The organism is Streptomyces nanhaiensis, assembly GCF_046614825.1.
Taxonomy (GTDB): Bacteria; Actinomycetota; Actinomycetes; order Streptomycetales; family Streptomycetaceae; genus Streptomyces; species Streptomyces radiopugnans.
The window spans coordinates 1-17385 of sequence record NZ_JBKJFM010000069.1 but is presented as its reverse complement, the minus strand read 5'-3'; the positions used below and the strand labels follow the sequence as shown (position 1 = coordinate 17385).

Genomic DNA, 17385 nt, shown 5'->3' with positions numbered 1-17385 from the left:
CGGACGGGGCACCGCGTAGGGTCGGGCCATGGATCTCCGACTGCCCAGGCCCCGCCGGCGGCTGCTCGCGGTGATCGCCGCCGCCGCCGTCCTCGCGGGGGGCGGTGTGTGGGCGGCCCTTCCGGACGACGCGCCCGCCGTACGCCACACCGAGCAGAAGCTCACCCTGCCCGAATCGCCGGAGGACGGGGGCGGCCGGGGCGGCGGGGACGGGCGGGACACCGTCCGGATCGACACCTCCTACTTCACCGCCGGCGACCCGGACACCCGCCGCCCGGCGGTCCTGCTGGGCCACGGCTTCGGCGGCAGCAAGGCCGAACTGCGCGGCCAGGCCGAGAAGCTGGCCCGCTCCGGCTACGCGGTGCTGACCTGGTCGGCCCGCGGCTTCGGCGCCTCCACCGGCCGGATCGGGCTGAACGACCCCGACCGCGAGGTCGCCGACGTCAGCGCTCTGATCGACTGGCTGGCGAAGCGGCCCGAGGTGCGCCTCGACGGCGAGGGCGACCCCCGGGTGGGCGTGGCGGGCGCCTCCTACGGCGGCGCGGTCTCGCTGCTGGCCGCCGGGCACGACGAGCGGGTCGACGCCGTGGCCCCGCGCATCACCTACTGGGACCTGTCCGAGGCGCTCTTCCCGGACGGCGTCTTCAAGGAGCTGTGGACCGGGATCTTCTTCACCACCGGTTCCACCGTCGGGGGCACCGGCGCCCCCACCGCCGGACCGGTCTCCGAGCGGGCGGGCTGCGGCCGGTTCGCCACGGACCTGTGCGAGATGTACGAGCGGGTCGCCGTCGCCGGGGAGCCGGACGAGGAGGCGCGCGAGCTGCTGCGCGAACGCAGCCCGGTGGCCGTCGCCGACCGGATCGACGTGCCGGCGCTGATCGTCCAGGGCCGCTCCGACTCCCTCTTCCCGCTCGGCCACGCCGACGCCATGGCGGAGGCGATCCGCGCCAACGGCGCGCCGGTGGCGGTGGAGTGGATCGCGGGCGGCCACGACGGCGGCCCCGACGAAACGCAGCGGCTGGACGACCGCACCCGCGCCTGGTTCGACCGCCACCTCAAGGACGAGAAGGGGGTGGACACCGGCCCGGCCTTCCGCGTCACCCGTACCGGCGGCATGGACACCACCGACGGCGAGACGCGGCTGCGGGCCGCCACCGCCGGGCGCTACCCCGGCCTGGCGGCCGGCGACCGGACCGTGGGGCTGCGGGGGCGCGAGCAGACCTTCGCCAACCCGGCCGGCGGCGGCCCGCCCGCCGTCTCCGCCGTACCCGGTCTGAGCGCCGTGGGCGGGCTGTCCGACCTGGGGGTCGGCCTGTCGGTGGACTACCCCGGCCAGCACGCGCGCTTCGAGTCGGCGCCGCTGGCCGAGGCCGTCCAGGTCACCGGCGCCCCCTCGGTGCGGGTGGAGGTCGCGTCCACCTCCGGGGAGGCGGTGCTGTTCGCCAAGGTCTACGACGTGGGTCCCGACGGGCGCCAGGTACTGCCCTCGCAGCTCGTGGCGCCGCTGCGGGTCGCCGGGGCCGGGGAGGGCCGGAGCGTGGAGGTGCGGCTGCCCGCGATCGACCACCGCTTCGAGGCCGGGCACCGCATGCGGGTGGTGTTCTCCGCCACCGACCTGGCCTACGCCTCGCCGGTCGAACCGGCCGCCTACACCGTCTCCCTCGGGGAGGGCGGGCTGAGCGTGCCGACCGCGCCCGGCCTGGCCGTCGAGGCGGCCGGCACCCCGTGGTGGGTGTGGGGTCTGCCGTCGGCCGGCGCGGCCGCGGCGGCCGTGCTGCTGCTGACCGGACGCCGCCGCGGGGCCGTATCCGCCGTACCCGCCGTACCCGGCCCGTCCGCCGCGACCGCCGCCGCGCCGGAGGCGGTCCCCGTACGCGAGGACGTCCCGCTGGAGATCACCGGCCTGTCCAAGCGGTACGCGGGCTCGGCCGACCGCTACGCGGTGCGCGATCTGTCCTTCCGGGTGGAGCGCGGGCAGGTGCTCGGCCTGCTCGGCCCCAACGGCGCGGGCAAGACCACCACCCTGCGGATGCTGATGGGCCTGATCACCCCCGACAGCGGTGAGATCAGGGTCTTCGGCCATGTGATCCGCCCGGGCGCGCCGGTGCTGTCGCGGGTCGGCGCGTTCGTCGAGGGCGCGGGCTTCCTGCCGCACCTGTCGGGCCGGGACAACCTCGGGCTGTACTGGCGTGCCACCGGCCGCCCCGAGGGGGACGCCCACATCGAGGAGGCGCTGGAGATCGCCGGGCTGGGCGACGCCCTGGAGCGCGCGGTGCGCACCTACTCGCAGGGCATGCGGCAGCGGCTGGCGATCGCCCAGGCCATGCTGGGCCTGCCGGACCTGCTGATCCTGGACGAGCCGACCAACGGCCTGGACCCGCCGCAGATCCGCGAGATGCGGGACGTGATGATCCGCTACGCGGCGGCCGGCCGTACCGTGATCGTCTCCAGCCATCTGCTGGCCGAGGTCGAGCAGACCTGTACGCATCTGGTGGTCATGGACCGCGGCGAGCTGGTGCAGGCGGGTCCGGTGGAGGAGATCACCGGCTCCGGCGACACCGTGCTCGTCGGGGTGCGGGGCCCGGTGCCTCAGGCGCTGCCGGAGAAGGTGGCGGCCCTGCCCGGTGTGGGCTCGGCCGTCGCCGTCGACGAGGGGCTGCTGGTGCGGCTCGACGGCGCCACCACCACGCAACTGCTGACCGAGCTCCTGCGGCTGGAGGTGCCGGTGGAGCGCGCCGGACCGCACCGCCGTCTGGAGGACGCCTTCCTCACCCTGATCGGAGGAGAGCGATGACCGCCACCGCCCCCGACCCCACCGCCCCGTCCGAGCCCGCACCGGGCCGGCCGGGCGCGGACCCGTCGGGCGCGGCGCCCGGCTACCACCCGCGGCGCACCCTGCCGCTGCGGGTGGAGGCGGTGCGCCAGCTGCGCCGCCGCCGCACCCTGGTGACCGGCCTGGTGCTGGCCGCGCTGCCGTTCGTGCTGATCGCGGCCTTCGCGATCGGCGGCGAGCCCGAGCGCGGCGGCCGGCGCATCAACCTGATGGACACCGCCACCGCCTCCGGGCTGAACTTCGCCGCCATGGCGCTGTTCGTCTCCGCGGGCTTCCTGCTGGTGGTGCCGGTGGCGCTGTTCTGCGGCGACACGGTGGCCTCCGAGGCGAGCTGGTCCTCGCTGCGCTATCTGCTGGCGGCCCCGGTGCCTCGCTGGCGGCTGCTGCTGAGCAAGCTGGTGGTGGCGCTGGTGTTCAGCGCGGCGGCGATGGCGCTGCTGCCGCTGGTGGCGCTGGCGGCGGGCTCGGCGGCGTACGGCTGGGGTCCGCTGGAGCTGCCCACCGGCGGCACGCTGCCGGCGGACGAGGCGCTGGGCCGGCTGGCGCTGGCGGTGGCGTACGTCTTCGTCGGCCAGCTCGTCACGGCCGGGCTGGCGTTCTGGCTGTCCACGGTCACCGACGCGCCGCTGGGCGCGGTCGGCGGCGCGATCGGGCTGACGATCGTGGGCAACATCCTGGACGCGGTCACGGCGCTGGGCGACTGGCGCGAGCTGCTGCCCGCGCACTGGCAGTTCGCCTGGGCGGACGTCTTCCAGCCGGAGCTGGAGACGGGCGGGATGCTGCGGGGCACGTCGGTGTCCGTGGCGTACGCGCTGGTGCTGTTCGCCCTGGCCTTCCGCCACTTCCGCACCAAGGACATCGTCTCCTGAGCCCCGCGTTCCGGTCCGTCCCCGGGCCGGAACGCGAGCGGTGCGGGCCCCTCCCCCGGAGGCCGGCCCCTACGTGACCCGGTCCGACAGGTCCCGGAAGTCCTCCCACTCCAGAGCGGGCGGGGAGGGGTCCCACAGCTTCTGCGCCACGGCCCGCAGCGGCATCCGGATCCCCCGGGCCACCTCGGCCGCCGTCTGCGCGCCCGACAGGTCGCACCAGACGGCCAGCCGCCCGCCCACCACGCGGTCCGGCCCGGTCAGCTCCGCCGGCTCCGGCTCGGTGCCGCGCAGCACGGCCGGGGTCCACTCCTCGTAGATCCGCTCCCCGGTCGGATAGGTGAACTCGTTGGGCTCGCCGAGGACGTAGTAGAGGTACTCGTCGTTGAGGTTGACCACCTCCCAGCCCTCGCGCAGGTACTCCCCGGGCGGCCGTGCGCCGATCTCCTTACCCGTCCAGTAGGCCACCTGCCTGGGGCGGCTCGGCTGGACGACCCCGCCGGCGTGCTGGCCGTCGTTCCACACCTGGGGCGTGAAGCCGGCCTTCCGCACGGTCTCGGCGCGGTCGTTGAGCCAGGCCGCCGCCAGGTCGCGCACCCGGGCCCGGGGGCCGTGCTCGCGGCGGGCGGTCTCGGCCAGCTCCGGATAGGCGGCCTCGGGGTCGGAGCGCATCAGCGCCCGGTACTCGTCGCCGCCCAGGTGCCAGTAGGGGCCGGGGCCGGGCTGGTCGCGGAAGAGGGGTGCGTACTCGCGCAGCAGGTCGTCCACCAGGCGTGCCGAGCGCGGGTCGGAGATGTCGATCGCGCCGGGCGCCGGGTCGCCGTCGGCGTCGCGCAGCTGGAGGCCGGGGTGGGCGTCGAGCACCGCGCCGAGGTGGCCGGGCGAGTCGATCTCGGGGATGACGGTGATGTGCCGGGAGTTGGCCAGCTCGACGATCCGGCGCAGCTCGTCCTTGGTCAGGTGGGGGTCGGAGACGACCTCGGGGTGGGAGTCGCTCTCGACGCGGAAGGCCTGGTCGTCGGAGAGGTGGAGCTGGAGCTGGTTGAGCTTGAGGTCGCCCATCTCGCGGATGCGGTCCTCGATCCACTCCGCGCTGAAGTGCTTGCGGGCGATGTCGAGCATGAAGCCGCGCTGCGGGCGGTCGGGCCAGTCGCGGACGGTTCCGCGGGGGATCGAGCCGCCCTCGCGGAGGGCCTGGAGGAGGGTGCGGGTGCCGTGGAAGACGCCGGCGTCGGTGCGGCCGGTGACGGTGACCCGGCCGGTGTCGGCCCTGAGCACATAGCCCTCGCGGCCCCCGTACCCCTTGTCGGAGTTCGCGGAGTCCAGCCTGAGCTCGATGTCGCCGGGCCCGGCCGGTCCGCCGGAGTGCTCCACGTCCAGCTCCCCGGCGAGCAGCTCGGCCTCGTCGGCGAGCGGCCCGCCGGGGTCGGCCACGACGCGGGTGCCGGGGGCGGGCTGCCAGCCGATGCCGGGCTCGGGCGTCCACCGGCGTACGGCGGGGACGGTTGCGGGGGCGGCGGGCAGGGTGACGGCCGGTACGCCGGGGGTCCCGCGGGGGCCCTCGCCCGGTTCCCCGCCGCCGTTCTCCGTGCCGTCCGGCAGCACGAGGAGCGTGACGGCCGTGACGGCGGCGGCCACTGCGGCCACGGCCGCGACGGCGGCGGTCTTCCTGCGGGGATTGCGTCTGCGCCTGCGTCCCATGGGGTGACCGTATTGCCCCTTTCCAGTCCTCGTCCGTCAACCATGCGCCCGGAGCTCGTCTCGTCCGGGTGAAAAGAATCCGCCCGCCGACCACCCTCTCCCACTTATCGTTACCGTGACGTCATCCTCCGTCACACGATCACTCCGGTCACCCGGCCGACCCGACCGCCCCGACCGCCCCGACCTCCACAGTCACCCGCACTCCCGTGTCCCGCGACGTCCCTGACGTCTCCCCGCGCCCGAGGAGCCCATGCGCCTGCCCCCTCAGCGAAGCGAGGCAACGCCGCTCCACCGCCTCAACAACGCCTCCCCCGCCGACCTCCGGGGCGCCCTGCTGGCCTGCTGCGGCAGCCGGCGGTGGGCGGAGAGCATCGCCGCCCACCGCCCCTACCCGGACGTGGAGGCGCTGCTCGCCGCCGCCGACGAGGCCAGCTACGACCTCACCGACGAGGATCTGTCCGAGGCCCTGACCGGGGAGTCCGCCGCCGGCGCCGGGCACGGCGGCCCGCTGTACGGCGGGCGGCACATCGTCATCACCGGTCCCGGCGCACTCGCCGCGCACACCGCCCTGCGCGCCGCCCACGCCGCTTACGAGAGCCGCTTCGGCTACGCCTTCGTACTGTGCGTGGACGGGGTGCGCGAGGAGGAGGCGCTCGGCCACGTCCTCGCCGCGATCCGCACCCGGCTGGGCAACGAGACCGAGCGGGAGCGCGCCGTGGCCGCCGAGGAGCTGCGCCGCATCGCGCGCGGCCGGCTGCTGCGGCTGGCCCGGGAGGGGACGCCCCCGTGGCGGGCGGGGCGGCCGGGCCGCCCCGCCGGGCCGGACGCCTCCGCGCAGGCCCCGGCGGCTACCACAGCCCCCGGCCGGGCTCCTAGCCCGTCCGTGCCTGATTGATCACATCTGACCCCCCGGGGGAACCGTGCCGACAGGACGTCGTTACCATGGCCATCGGCCGGTGGACCGTACCCGGCCGGGCCAGACCGACACCGAAGCCGGCCGGCCCCGTAACCGCTCCCGGAGGGTATTTCCGTGCCGGCTGGAACGCTGTACCGCGGCCGGGAAGGCATGTGGTCCTGGGTGGCTCACCGAGTCACCGGCGTCCTCATCTTCTTCTTCCTGTTCGTGCACGTCCTGGACACGTCGCTCGTCCGCGTCTCCCCGGAGGCCTACGACGACACCGTGGCGGTCTACAAGACCCCCATCGTCGCGCTGCTGGAGTACGGCCTCGTGGCCGCCATCCTCTTCCACGCGCTCAACGGCCTTCGGGTCGTCGCCGTCGACTTCTGGTCGAAGGGCACCAAGTACCAGCGCCAGATGCTGTGGACCGTCATGGGCATCTGGATCGTGCTGATGATCGGGGCGCTGTACCCGGTCCTCGGGCACGCCGTGAGCGAGCTGTTCGGGAGCTGACGACATGGCCTACGACGTAGACAACCCCGCCCCCGTCATCGAGCCGCCCCGCGCCCGGACCAGCCGGACCCCCAGGAAGTTCACGCCCGGCAACTTCGAGATGCACGCCTGGCTGTTCATGCGGCTGTCCGGCATCGTGCTGGTCGTGCTGGTGATCGGCCACCTGCTGATCCAGCTCGTCCTGGACGGCGGCGTCAGCAAGATCAACTTCGCCTTCGTGGCCGGTCGCTGGGCCTCGCCCTTCTGGATGACCTGGGACCTGCTGATGCTGTGGCTGGCGATGCTCCACGGCGCCAACGGTCTGCGGACCGTCATCAACGACTACGCAGAGCGGGACGGCACCCGCTTCTGGCTGAAGATGCTGCTGTACACCGCCACGGTGTTCACCGTCCTGCTGGGCACGCTGGTGATCTTCACCTTCGACCCGAACATCCGCTAGAGCCGGGGCTGAGGCGCTTTCATCATGAAGATCCACAAGTACGACACCGTCATCGTCGGCGCCGGCGGCGCCGGGATGCGCGCCGCCATCGAGGCGACCAAGCGCAGCCGCACCGCGGTGCTGACCAAGCTCTACCCCACCCGCTCCCACACCGGCGCGGCCCAGGGCGGCATGGCCGCGGCCCTCGCGAACGTCGAGGAGGACAACTGGGAGTGGCACACCTTCGACACGGTCAAGGGCGGTGACTACCTGGTCGACCAGGACGCCGCCGAGATCCTGGCGAAGGAGGCCATCGACGCCGTCCTCGACCTGGAGAAGATGGGCCTGCCGTTCAACCGGACCCCGGACGGCACCATCGACCAGCGCCGCTTCGGCGGCCACTCCCGCAACCACGGCGAGGCCCCGGTGCGCCGGTCCTGCTACGCCGCGGACCGCACCGGCCACATGATCCTCCAGACGCTGTACCAGAACTGCGTCAAGGAGGGCGTGGAGTTCTACAACGAGTTCTACGTCCTGGACCTGCTGCTCAGCGAGGTCGACGGGGTCAAGCGCACCGCGGGCGTCGTCGCCTACGAGCTGGCCACCGGCGAGATCCACGTCTTCCAGGCCAAGGCCGTCGTCTTCGCCTCGGGCGGCAACGGCAAGTTCTTCAAGGTCTCCTCCAACGCGCACACCCTGACCGGCGACGGCCAGGCCGCCGCGTTCCGCCGGGGCCTGCCGCTGGAGGACATGGAGTTCTTCCAGTTCCACCCGACCGGCATCTGGCGCATGGGCATCCTGCTCACCGAGGGCGCCCGCGGCGAGGGCGGCATCCTGCGCAACAAGGACGGCGAGCGCTTCATGGAGAAGTACGCGCCCGTCATGAAGGACCTGGCCTCGCGCGACGTCGTCTCCCGCTCGATCTACACCGAGATCCGCGAGGGCCGCGGCTGCGGCCCCGAGGGCGACCACGTCTACCTGGACCTCACCCACCTGCCGCCGGAGCAGCTCGACGCCAAGCTGCCGGACATCACCGAGTTCGCGCGCACCTACCTGGGCATCGAGCCGTACACCGACCCGATCCCGATCCAGCCGACCGCGCACTACGCGATGGGCGGCATCCCGACCAACGTCATGGGCGAGGTGCTGGCCGACAACACCACGGTGGTGCCGGGCCTGTACGCGGCCGGCGAGGTCGCCTGCGTGTCCGTGCACGGCGCCAACCGCCTGGGCACCAACTCGCTGCTGGACATCAACGTCTTCGGCCGCCGGGCGGGCATCGCCGCCGCCGAGTACGCGGCGACCGCCGACTACGTGGACCTGCCGGAGGACCCGGCCGCGTTCGTCCAGGGCCAGGTCGAGGCGCTGCGCTCCTCGGAGGGCACCGAGCGGGTCACCGAGATCCGCAGGGCGCTCCAGGAGACCATGGACAAGAACGTCATGGTCTTCCGCACCGAGCAGACGCTCAAGGAGGCCGTCGAGGAGATCGCCTCCCTGCGCAAGCGCTACCTGAACGTGTCCGTCCAGGACAAGGGCAAGCGGTTCAACACCGACCTGCTGGAGGCCATCGAGCTGGGCAACCTGCTCGACCTGGCCGAGGTGACGGCCGTCTCCGCGCTGGCCCGCAAGGAGTCCCGCGGCGGCCACTACCGCGAGGACTACCCCAACCGCGACGACGTCAACTTCATGCGCCACACCATGGCGTACCGCGAGGTGGGCGACGACGGCACCGAGTCGATCCGGCTGGACTACAAGCCGGTCGTGCAGACCCGCTACCAGCCGATGGAGCGTAAGTACTGATGGCCACTCCCGTCATGGAGAAGTCCGGCACCGGCGGCACGGCGGCGGACTCCCCCTACATCACCGCGACCTTCCGCATCCGCCGGTTCAACCCGGAGGTCTCCGACGAGGTCACCTGGCAGGACTTCGAGCTCGAGATCGACCCCAAGGAGCGCGTCCTGGACGCCCTCCACAAGATCAAGTGGGAGATCGACGGCACGCTGACCTTCCGGCGCTCCTGCGCGCACGGCATCTGCGGCTCCGACGCGATGCGCATCAACGGCCGCAACCGGCTGGCGTGCAAGACGCTGATCAAGGACATCAGCCCGGAGAAGCCGATCACCATCGAGCCGATAAAAGGGCTCACGGTCCAGAAGGACCTGGTGGTCGACATGGAGCCGTTCTTCCAGGCCTACCGGGACGTGATGCCCTTCCTGATCACCAAGGGCAACGAGCCGACCCGCGAGCGCCTGCAGTCCGCCGAGGACCGCGAGCGCTTCGACGACACCACCAAGTGCATCCTGTGCGCCGCGTGCACCTCCTCGTGCCCGGTGTTCTGGAACGACGGCCAGTACTTCGGCCCGGCGGCGATCGTCAACGCGCACCGCTTCATCTTCGACTCCCGCGACGAGGGCGGTGAGCAGCGTCTGGAGATCCTCAACGACCGCGAGGGCGTCTGGCGCTGCCGCACCACCTTCAACTGCACGGAGGCCTGCCCGCGCGGCATCGAGGTCACCAAGGCCATCCAGGAGGTCAAGCGCGCGCTGATCACGCGCCGCTACTGAGGCCCCTCCCCCGGGCCGCCCGCCGCGGGCGGCCCGGGACACGAAGGCGCCCGGCCGGGGAAACCCGGCCGGGCGCCTTCGCCGTACGCACGGTCCCCTGCCGGTCAGGCGGTGGTCCGGCCGAGGGCCGGCATCGTGGCCGGCAGGGCCGCAAGCGCTCCCAGGCCCGCGCCGGCCGCCCGGCCGCTCCCCCGGGGAAGCGAGCACCCCGGCCACCGCCCCCAGGGTCACCGGCGGCACCGCGTACTGCGCGACGGCGGTCAGGGCGCCGTCGAAGCGCAGGGGGCCGCGTACGCCGTCCTGGCAGGAGCCGCAGGCGATGGCGAGCAGCGGCCCGGCCCACTCCCGTGAAGAAGCCCGCGATCGGCACCACCACCGCGAGACCGGCCGACGCGGCCCGGTCGGCCGCGGTGCGCCCGGATCGGCCGGGGGCGGGGGAGGGCGAGGGCGAGGGCGAGGGGGAAACGGTGCCGGTGTTCTCCATGCTGTGGACGCTGACGGCCCTCCCAGGGCACGGCATGCGTCCTCGTGCTCAGAAGCGGGCGGGATTCCGGGCGGGGGGTGTCAGGCCTGCCCGGAGGCGAGTTCGACGACGGTGATGTCGGACTCCGCGCCCACCCGGACCGGCGGGCCCCAGGCGCCCGCGCCGCGGCTGACGTAGAGCTGGGTGTCGCCGTAGCGCTCCAGGCCGGCGAGGGTGGGGTTGACCAGGCCGGCGAGGTGGTTGCCGGGCCACATCTGGCCGCCGTGGGTGTGGCCGGAGAGCTGGAGGTCGACGCCGTGGTCCACGGCGTCGTGGATCATGACCGGCTGGTGGGCCATGAGGACCACCGCGCGGGAGGTGTCGCGGTCGCCGAGCGCCCGCTCGAAGTCCGGCCCCTGCCCCTCCTCCTCGCCCGCGAGGTCGTTGACGCCGGCCAGGTCGAAGTGGCGCAGCTCGCGGCGGGCGTTCTCCAGCGGCTCCAGGCCCAGCTCGCGGACGTGGTCGATCCACTCGGCCGCGTCGCCGAAGTACTCGTGGTTGCCGGTGACGAAGTAGGAGCCGTCGCGCGAGCGGAGCCGGGCCAGCGGCTCGGCGGCGCTGCCGAGCTCGGCGACGGTGCCGTCCACCAGGTCGCCGACGACGGCGACCATGTCGGCGTCGGCCCGGTTGATGGTGTCCACGATCCGCTCGGTGTGGGCGCGGCCCAGGACGGGGCCGAGGTGGATGTCGCTGACGACGGCGATGCGGTAGCCGTGGGCGGCCCGGGGCAGCTTGGCCAGGGGGACGGTGACGCGCTTGAGCTTCGGGCCGCGCAGCACGCCGTACGTGCCGTAGCCGACCGTCCCGGCCGCCGCGACGCCCGCGGCGGCGGCCACGGTGCGGGCCACGAACAACCGTCGCGACGGACCGGCCGGCGGCCGCTCCCCGGGGGCGGAGCCGGCCGCGGTGCCGGCACCGGAGCCGGAGTCCGCGCCGTCGCGGACGGCGACAGCTGTACGCGCCGTCCCGGTCGGCGCACCGCCGCCCGCGCCCTCCTCGGCGGAAGCGGGGGCGGAAGCGGGCGGCGCGGTGCGCACCGCGCCCACGGCGGCCTCACCGCCGTTCTCCCCGGCGCCCTCCGCGACACCCTCCTCGGCGGCGCCCCCGCGTGCCGCCCGCCTCGCGTCCCGCCGCTCCAGGAAGCGGCGCAGCAGCGGCCGCACCGCCTCCCCGGCGAGCAGGGCCAGCATCAGGTACAGCATCACCGCGAGCCAGAGGAAGCCCGGCCAGGCGAGGGCCTGCTTCAGGACGAAGGGCACGTCCGCCCGTACGGCGGTCTGCGCCGCGACGGCGGTCAGCGGCAGCAGGACGAGCAGGAGCGTGCCCACCCGTCTGTACCAGGTGCCGCGCGCCGCCACGTCGCGCACCAGACGCCGCCACAGGTACCAGTGCACCGCCGCCAGGACGGCGATCACCAGCACCAGGACGCCCACGAACACCAAGGCCATGCCCTGCTCCACTCCCCTGCCCGATTGCCTGTCCTCAGCCGAACGTACCGGCGGCCGTCATGCGTTCCTTCAGCCGTCGCGCGGGGCGCGCAGGGCCCGCAGACCGCGCAGCCCGATGATCCCGATGGCCGTGCCCAGCCCCAGCGAGACCACGGCCAGCACCAGGTGGATCCAGAAGTAGGCGGTCGGGTCGCCGGCGTCGTCGAACGCCAGGCCTCCGCTGTCCTTCCACAGGTTCCTGGTGAAGTTGGTCCACACGAACCAGCTCCACGCCCCGAAGGCGAGCAGGAACCACGAGACGGGGCGAGAGAGTTTCACACCTACAAGTATGTCTATCGGCCCAATGGAATCACTGGCAGGGGCGTCTCCCGCCACCGCGATGGTCCTCTCGGAGGTTCCGTACGGTCGCGGAGCCGATACGTTCGCTCCGTGTCGAAGACCCACTGCGTAATCGCCCGCGCGCGCCGAGTGCGCAGCGCCCGCGGCCTCGCCGCCGCCACAGCCCTGCTCCTGCCGTGCTTCATGTCCGGCCTGACCGGCGCTCCGGCCGCGGCGCACGCCGTGGCGGACAAGCCCCGGGAGCCGTCCCCGCCCGCGCGGATGTCCGCCGTCGGCGGAGAGCGCCTCGGCCTCCCCGGTGTCCAGATAGAACCGCGGGCCGGGGCCGGCACCCCCGAACTGCCCGACTCGATCACCTCGCGCGCCTGGATCGTCGCGGACGCCGAGACCGGCGACGTGCTGGCGGCCAAGAACGCGCACTGGCCGCTCGCCCCGGCCAGCACCATCAAGATGCTGTTCGCCGACACCCTGCTGCCGAAGTTCGACAAGGGCCGGGTCCACCGGGTCTCCCGGGAGGAACTGCTCCGGGTCGGTCCGGGCAGCAGCATGGTCGGCCTCAAGGAGGGCCTGACCTACACGGTCGACGACCTGTGGAAGGGCGTCTTCCTCCGCTCGGGCAACGACGCGGTGCACGCGCTGGCCGAGCTGAACGGCGGCGTGGACAGGACCGTCCGGGAGATGAACGAGCACGCCAGACGGCTCGGCGCGACGGACACCCATGTCGTCAGCCCCGACGGCTACGACGCCGAGGGGCACGTCTCCTCCGCCTACGACCTCACCCTGTTCGCCCGCTCGGGGATGCAGAAGCCGGACTTCCGCGCGTACGCGGCCACCGTCCGCGCGCAGTTCCCCGGGGACGTGGAGAAGGGGAAGGACGGGAAGAAGAAGCGCGGCACCTTCGAGATCCAGAACACCAACCGCCTGCTGACCGGCGCCCCCGGCCTGGAGCCGTACGAGGGCATCGCGGGCGTCAAGAACGGCTACACCACCAACGCCGGGTCCACCTTCACCGGCGTCGCCCAGCGCGGCGACCGGGTGCTGCTGGTGACCGCCATGCACCCCGAGGGGGGCGGCCTGAGCGTCTACGAGGAGACCGCCGACCTCCTGGACTGGGGCTTCGAGGCCGCCGGGAAGACCGAGCCCGTGGGCGAGCTGGTGCCGCCCGAGGGGGCCGCGTACGGCAGCGGCAAGAACGCCGACGACAGGCCCGGAAGCCAGGCGGGCGGGGCCGACGCCCAGCCGGCCGGGCCCACCACTCCCAACGCGGCCAGGACGCACGGGCCGTCGGACGGCGCCGGTACGGCCCTGATGATCGTGGCGGCGGTCCTGGTCGCGCTCGGCGCGGGGGCGTACGGGGTGCGCCGTCGCTGGCCGCTGCCGGGCGTGGCCGGTCTGCCGCATCCGGGGCGCGGCCCGCAGGGCCCGGCGGTCCTGGGCGGCCCGGGCAACCCCGGTGCCCTGGAGAGGATCGTGACGAGGCCGGCTGCCCCCGGGAGGCCGGAGCGCGCCTCCGCACCCGGAAGCGGCGGAAGCGCCGGGAGGACCGAAGGGGCGAGCGGGGCGGGCGGGGCGGGCGGGACCGGAGCCCGGGCTCCGAAGGCCCACGGGACGCCCAAGGCCTCGAAGGGCGCGGAGGGCGCGGAGGACGCGAGGAGCCCGGAGGACTCCGGGGAGGGGTCCGCCACCGGTCCCGGCGGGACCGGGCCCCGGGCGCCCCAGACGCCCCCGGCGGAGGGCGCCGGAACGCCCTGAGGCGCCCGGTGCGCCTGGAGGAACCCCAGGAACCCTGCGGTCCCGAGCGGGCCGTGACCGGCCCCCTGGTCTGCGCGCGGAAGGCGCGTCAGAGCGAGGGGGCCGGAGGCCTGGAGAAGTTCGGCTGCGGGGGCAGGGGCAGGTGCGCGGCACCGCCGAAGGAGAACTCTCTCTGGAGCCGCCACACGCAGTCCTCGCCCTGCTCGTACAGCGCGAAGCCCGTCGCCGTCCAGGCGGCCTCGAAGTCGGCCAGCTCCGCGTACGCCCGGTCCATCGCCTCCTCGGCGATGCCGTGGGCGACCGTGACGTGCGGGTGGTACGGGAACCGGAGCTCGCGGGCGAGCGGGCCGTCCTCGGCCCGGACCCACTCCTGGAGCCGCCCGCAGGCCGAGGAACCCTCGACGACCCTGACGAAGACCACCGGCGACAGCGGGCGGAAGGTGTCCGTGCCCGACAGCCTCATCGGGAAGGCCCTCCCCGCCGCGGCGACCGCGGCGAGGTGCTCCTCGATCTCGGGGCGGCGCGCGGCGTCCACCTCTGTCGGCGGCAGAAGGGTCACGTGGGTGGGGATGCCGTGGGCCGCGCTGTCACCGAAGCCGGCACGCCGCTGCTGGAGCAGGCTGCCGTAGGGCTCCGGGACCGCGATCGATACGCCGAGCGTGACGGTCCCCACGTGCTTCTCCTTCCTCGTCCCTCTCGTTTCCGTTCCCCCTGGTCGTCCGGTGCCCTGTCAGTGCTTGGCGGGCACGAAGCCCACCTTCTCGTACGCGGCGGCCAGGGTCCGCGACGCGACCTCGCGCGCCTTCTCGGCTCCCCTGGCCAGCACCGAGTCCAGCGTCTCGGGGTCGTCCAGATATTCCTGGGTGCGCTCCCGGAACGGTGTCACCCAGGCGGCGACGACCTCGGCCAGGTCGGTCTTGAGGGCACCGTAGCCCTTGCCGGCGTACTGCTGCTCCAGTTCCGGGATTCCGGTACCGGTGAGGGTGGAGTAGATCACCAGCAGGTTGCTGACGCCGGGCTTCTCCTTCTCGTCGTAGCGGATCTCGGTCCCGGTGTCGGTCACCGCGCTCCTGATCTTCTTGGCGGAGGCCTTCGGCTCGTCGAGCAGGCTGACCACGCCCTTGGGGGAGGCCGCCGACTTGCTCATCTTGACCGTCGGGTCCTGGAGGTCGTAGATCTTCGCCGTCTCCTTGAGGATGAAGGCGGAGGGGACGGTGAAGGTGTGGCCGTAGCGGCTGTTGAAGCGCTCGGCGACGTCGCGGGTCAGCTCGATGTGCTGGCGCTGGTCCTCGCCCACGGGGACGCTGTCGGCCTGGTAGAGCAGGATGTCCGCGACCTGGAGGACGGGATAGGTGAACAGGCCGACCGTCGTGGCCTCGGCGCCCTGCCGCGCGCTCTTGTCCTTGAACTGGGTCATCCGGGAGGCCTCGCCGAAGCCGGTGAGGCAGTTCATCACCCAGGCGAGCTGCGTGTGCTCGGGCACATGGCTCTGGACGAACAGGGTGCAGCGCTCCGGGTCGAGCCCCGCGGCCAGGAGCTGGGCGGCGGCCAGCCGTGTGGAGGCGCGCAGCTCCTTCGGGTCCTGCGGAATCGTGATGGCGTGCAGGTCCACGACGGCGTAGAACGCGTCGTGGGTGTCCTGCAGATCGACCCACTGGCGGACGGCACCGAGGTAGTTGCCGAGGTGGAAGGAGCCCGCGGTGGGCTGGATGCCGGAGAGTACACGGGGACGGTCAGTGGCCATGGCGTCATTCTCGCAGAGGGCCGCCGCGGGGATCACCCGCGTTCCGCCTCCCGTGCGAGGCCGGGCACGGGCCCGGACCCGGCCCCGGACATGGGCCGGACAGGCGTATCGGCGCGCCGGAACGCGCCGCGCCGGAGGGTTTCGGTGCGAAGCGGGCGTACGACGATAGAGATAGGCATCACACGCGGCGACCGCCGCACGATCGCCGGTGCACACGTCCACTCCGCCCACCCGACACGGAGCGTTCCCATGGCCCTCTCGGCAGAATCGTCCGCCACCGCCGTTCCGGCGGCCGCCCGTACCGCCTCCGCCGAACTGATCGCCGCCGCCGACGCGCACAGCGCGCACAACTACCACCCGCTGCCGGTCGTCGTCTCCTCGGCCGAGGGGGCGTGGATGACCGACGTGGAGGGCCGGCGCTACCTGGACATGCTCGCCGGCTACTCGGCGCTCAACTTCGGCCACGGCCACCCCCGGCTGCTGGCCGCCGCCCACGCGCAGTTGGACCGGCTCACCCTGACCTCCCGCGCCTTCCACCACGACCGCTTCGCCGCCTTCTGCACCGAACTGGCCGAGCTGTGCGGCATGGAGGCGGTGCTTCCGATGAACACCGGCGCGGAGGCGGTGGAGACCGCCGTGAAGACGGCCCGCAAGTGGGGCTACCGGGTCAAGGGCGTCCCCGACGGGCGGGCGCGGATCATCGTGGCGGAGAACAACTTCCACGGCCGCACCACCACGATCGTCAGCTTCTCCACCGACCCCGAGGCCCGCGCCGACTACGGCCCCTACACACCGGGCTTCGAGATCGTCCCCTACGGCGACCTGGAGGCGATGCGGGCCGCGCTCGACGAGGACCCGGACAACACCGTCGCCGTGCTGCTGGAGCCGATCCAGGGCGAGGCGGGCGTGCTGGTGCCGCCGCCGGGCTACCTGGCGGGCGTGCGCGAGCTGACCCGCGAGCGGAACGTGCTGTTCGTCGCGGACGAGATCCAGTCGGGCCTGGGCCGCACGGGCCGGACGTTCGCGTGCGAGCACGAGGGCGTGGTGCCGGACGTCTACGTGCTGGGCAAGGCGCTCGGCGGCGGCATCGTGCCGGTCTCGGCGGTGGTCTCCTCGGCGGAGGTGCTGGGCGTCTTCCGGCCCGGCGAGCACGGCTCCACGTTCGGCGGCAACCCGCTGGCCTGCGCGGTGGCGCTGGAGGTGGTCGCGATGCTGAGGACCGGCGAGTTCCAGCAGCGGGCGGCCGAACTGGGCGAGCACCTCCACCACGAACTGGGCCTGCTGGCGGGCGGCGGCGCGGTCGAGGCGGTGCGCGGGCGCGGGCTGTGGGCGGGCGTGGACGTCGTCCCGTCGCTGGGCACGGGCCGGGGGATCTCCGAGCGGCTGATGGAGCGGGGCGTCCTGGTCAAGGACACCCACGGCTCGACGATCCGCATCGCCCCGCCGCTGGTGATCTCCAAGGAGGACCTGGACTGGGGTCTGGAGCGGCTGGGCGCGGTGCTGGGCGCCTGAGCGCCGGGCCCCCGGCCCGGCTCCCGGCCGGGGGCGCGGGGTACGGGGTCACGGGGTGCGGGGCGGGGCGGGGTCTTCCGGGTCCGCCGCCCCGTCACCCGGCCCGTCACCCGGCCCGGCGCCCGCCCAGTACCCGGCGCAGCACCGCGCACAGCGCCTCCAGGGCGGAGGAGAAGCCGTGCTCGGGCGGGGTGCCGTAGCCGACGACGAGCGCGTCGCGCCCGGGGCCGGACCACTCGCGCCCGGAGCCCGGGGCCGGGCGCCCGGCCCCGGG

Annotated in this window: 14 protein-coding genes; 9 read left to right on the top strand and 5 right to left on the bottom strand. The window is 73.7% G+C overall.

What is annotated here, in order from left to right; all coding sequences use genetic code 11:
- Positions 1 to 28: 28 nt before the first annotated feature.
- Positions 29 to 2794: an alpha/beta fold hydrolase gene (locus ACLIYP_RS16515; RefSeq protein ID WP_412713895.1), complete on the top strand. Its 2766-nt coding sequence runs from the start codon at positions 29 to 31 to the stop codon at positions 2792 to 2794.
- Positions 2791 to 3702 (top strand): ABC transporter permease, encoded by a 912-nt coding sequence (locus ACLIYP_RS16510; RefSeq protein WP_412713894.1) that lies wholly within the window; start codon positions 2791 to 2793, stop codon positions 3700 to 3702. The genes ACLIYP_RS16515 and ACLIYP_RS16510 overlap by 4 nt, the downstream gene beginning before the upstream one ends.
- A gap of 69 nt (positions 3703 to 3771) precedes the next feature.
- On the opposite strand, the gene ACLIYP_RS16505 is transcribed toward ACLIYP_RS16510, so the two are convergent.
- Positions 3772 to 5400: a family 20 glycosylhydrolase gene (locus ACLIYP_RS16505; RefSeq protein ID WP_412713893.1), complete on the bottom strand. Its 1629-nt coding sequence runs from the start codon at positions 5398 to 5400 to the stop codon at positions 3772 to 3774.
- Between the two features lie 250 nt (positions 5401 to 5650).
- Between ACLIYP_RS16505 and ACLIYP_RS16500 the strand changes: the two genes are divergently transcribed.
- The 5 genes from ACLIYP_RS16500 (at position 5651) to ACLIYP_RS16480 (ending at position 9793) form a co-directional block, all read left to right on the top strand.
- Positions 5651 to 6295, top strand: coding sequence for a 2-oxo-4-hydroxy-4-carboxy-5-ureidoimidazoline decarboxylase (locus ACLIYP_RS16500; protein WP_412713892.1), 645 nt, complete (start codon positions 5651 to 5653; stop codon positions 6293 to 6295).
- Between the two features lie 135 nt (positions 6296 to 6430).
- Positions 6431 to 6811 (top strand): succinate dehydrogenase, cytochrome b556 subunit, encoded by a 381-nt coding sequence (gene sdhC / locus ACLIYP_RS16495; RefSeq protein ID WP_093661581.1) that lies wholly within the window; start codon positions 6431 to 6433, stop codon positions 6809 to 6811.
- Between the two features lie 4 nt (positions 6812 to 6815).
- Entirely contained in the window at positions 6816 to 7250 is a 435-nt protein-coding gene (locus tag ACLIYP_RS16490) for a succinate dehydrogenase hydrophobic membrane anchor subunit (RefSeq protein ID WP_093661579.1), read from the top strand.
- A gap of 24 nt (positions 7251 to 7274) precedes the next feature.
- Complete coding sequence (gene sdhA / locus ACLIYP_RS16485; RefSeq protein ID WP_412713891.1) at positions 7275 to 9029, top strand: succinate dehydrogenase flavoprotein subunit; 1755 nt, start codon at positions 7275 to 7277, stop codon at positions 9027 to 9029.
- Positions 9029 to 9793, top strand: a complete 765-nt coding sequence (locus tag ACLIYP_RS16480) for a succinate dehydrogenase iron-sulfur subunit (RefSeq protein ID WP_412713890.1) — start codon at positions 9029 to 9031, stop codon at positions 9791 to 9793. Before sdhA ends, ACLIYP_RS16480 begins: the two co-directional genes overlap by 1 nt.
- A gap of 564 nt (positions 9794 to 10357) precedes the next feature.
- On the opposite strand, the gene ACLIYP_RS16475 is transcribed toward ACLIYP_RS16480, so the two are convergent.
- Together ACLIYP_RS16475 and ACLIYP_RS16470 are read right to left on the bottom strand one after the other, a co-directional pair.
- Positions 10358 to 11764, bottom strand: coding sequence for a metallophosphoesterase (locus tag ACLIYP_RS16475; RefSeq protein ID WP_412713889.1), 1407 nt, complete (start codon positions 11762 to 11764; stop codon positions 10358 to 10360).
- Positions 11765 to 11833: 69 nt separating this feature from the next.
- Complete coding sequence (locus tag ACLIYP_RS16470) at positions 11834 to 12082, bottom strand: SCO4848 family membrane protein (RefSeq protein ID WP_412713888.1); 249 nt, start codon at positions 12080 to 12082, stop codon at positions 11834 to 11836.
- A gap of 111 nt (positions 12083 to 12193) precedes the next feature.
- Between ACLIYP_RS16470 and ACLIYP_RS16465 the strand changes: the two genes are divergently transcribed.
- Entirely contained in the window at positions 12194 to 13855 is a 1662-nt protein-coding gene (locus tag ACLIYP_RS16465) for a serine hydrolase (protein ID WP_412713887.1), read from the top strand.
- An 88-nt stretch (positions 13856 to 13943) separates the two neighbouring features.
- On the opposite strand, the gene ACLIYP_RS16460 is transcribed toward ACLIYP_RS16465, so the two are convergent.
- Together ACLIYP_RS16460 and trpS are read right to left on the bottom strand one after the other, a co-directional pair.
- A complete protein-coding gene (locus tag ACLIYP_RS16460; RefSeq protein ID WP_412713886.1) occupies positions 13944 to 14528 on the bottom strand; it encodes a 2'-5' RNA ligase family protein in 585 nt (194 codons plus the stop codon).
- Between the two features lie 57 nt (positions 14529 to 14585).
- Complete coding sequence (trpS, locus tag ACLIYP_RS16455) at positions 14586 to 15599, bottom strand: tryptophan--tRNA ligase (protein ID WP_412713885.1); 1014 nt, start codon at positions 15597 to 15599, stop codon at positions 14586 to 14588.
- A 249-nt stretch (positions 15600 to 15848) separates the two neighbouring features.
- Between trpS and rocD the strand changes: the two genes are divergently transcribed.
- Positions 15849 to 17111 (top strand): ornithine--oxo-acid transaminase, encoded by a 1263-nt coding sequence (gene rocD, locus ACLIYP_RS16450; RefSeq protein ID WP_412713884.1) that lies wholly within the window; start codon positions 15849 to 15851, stop codon positions 17109 to 17111.
- Positions 17112 to 17385: the final 274 nt, after the last annotated feature.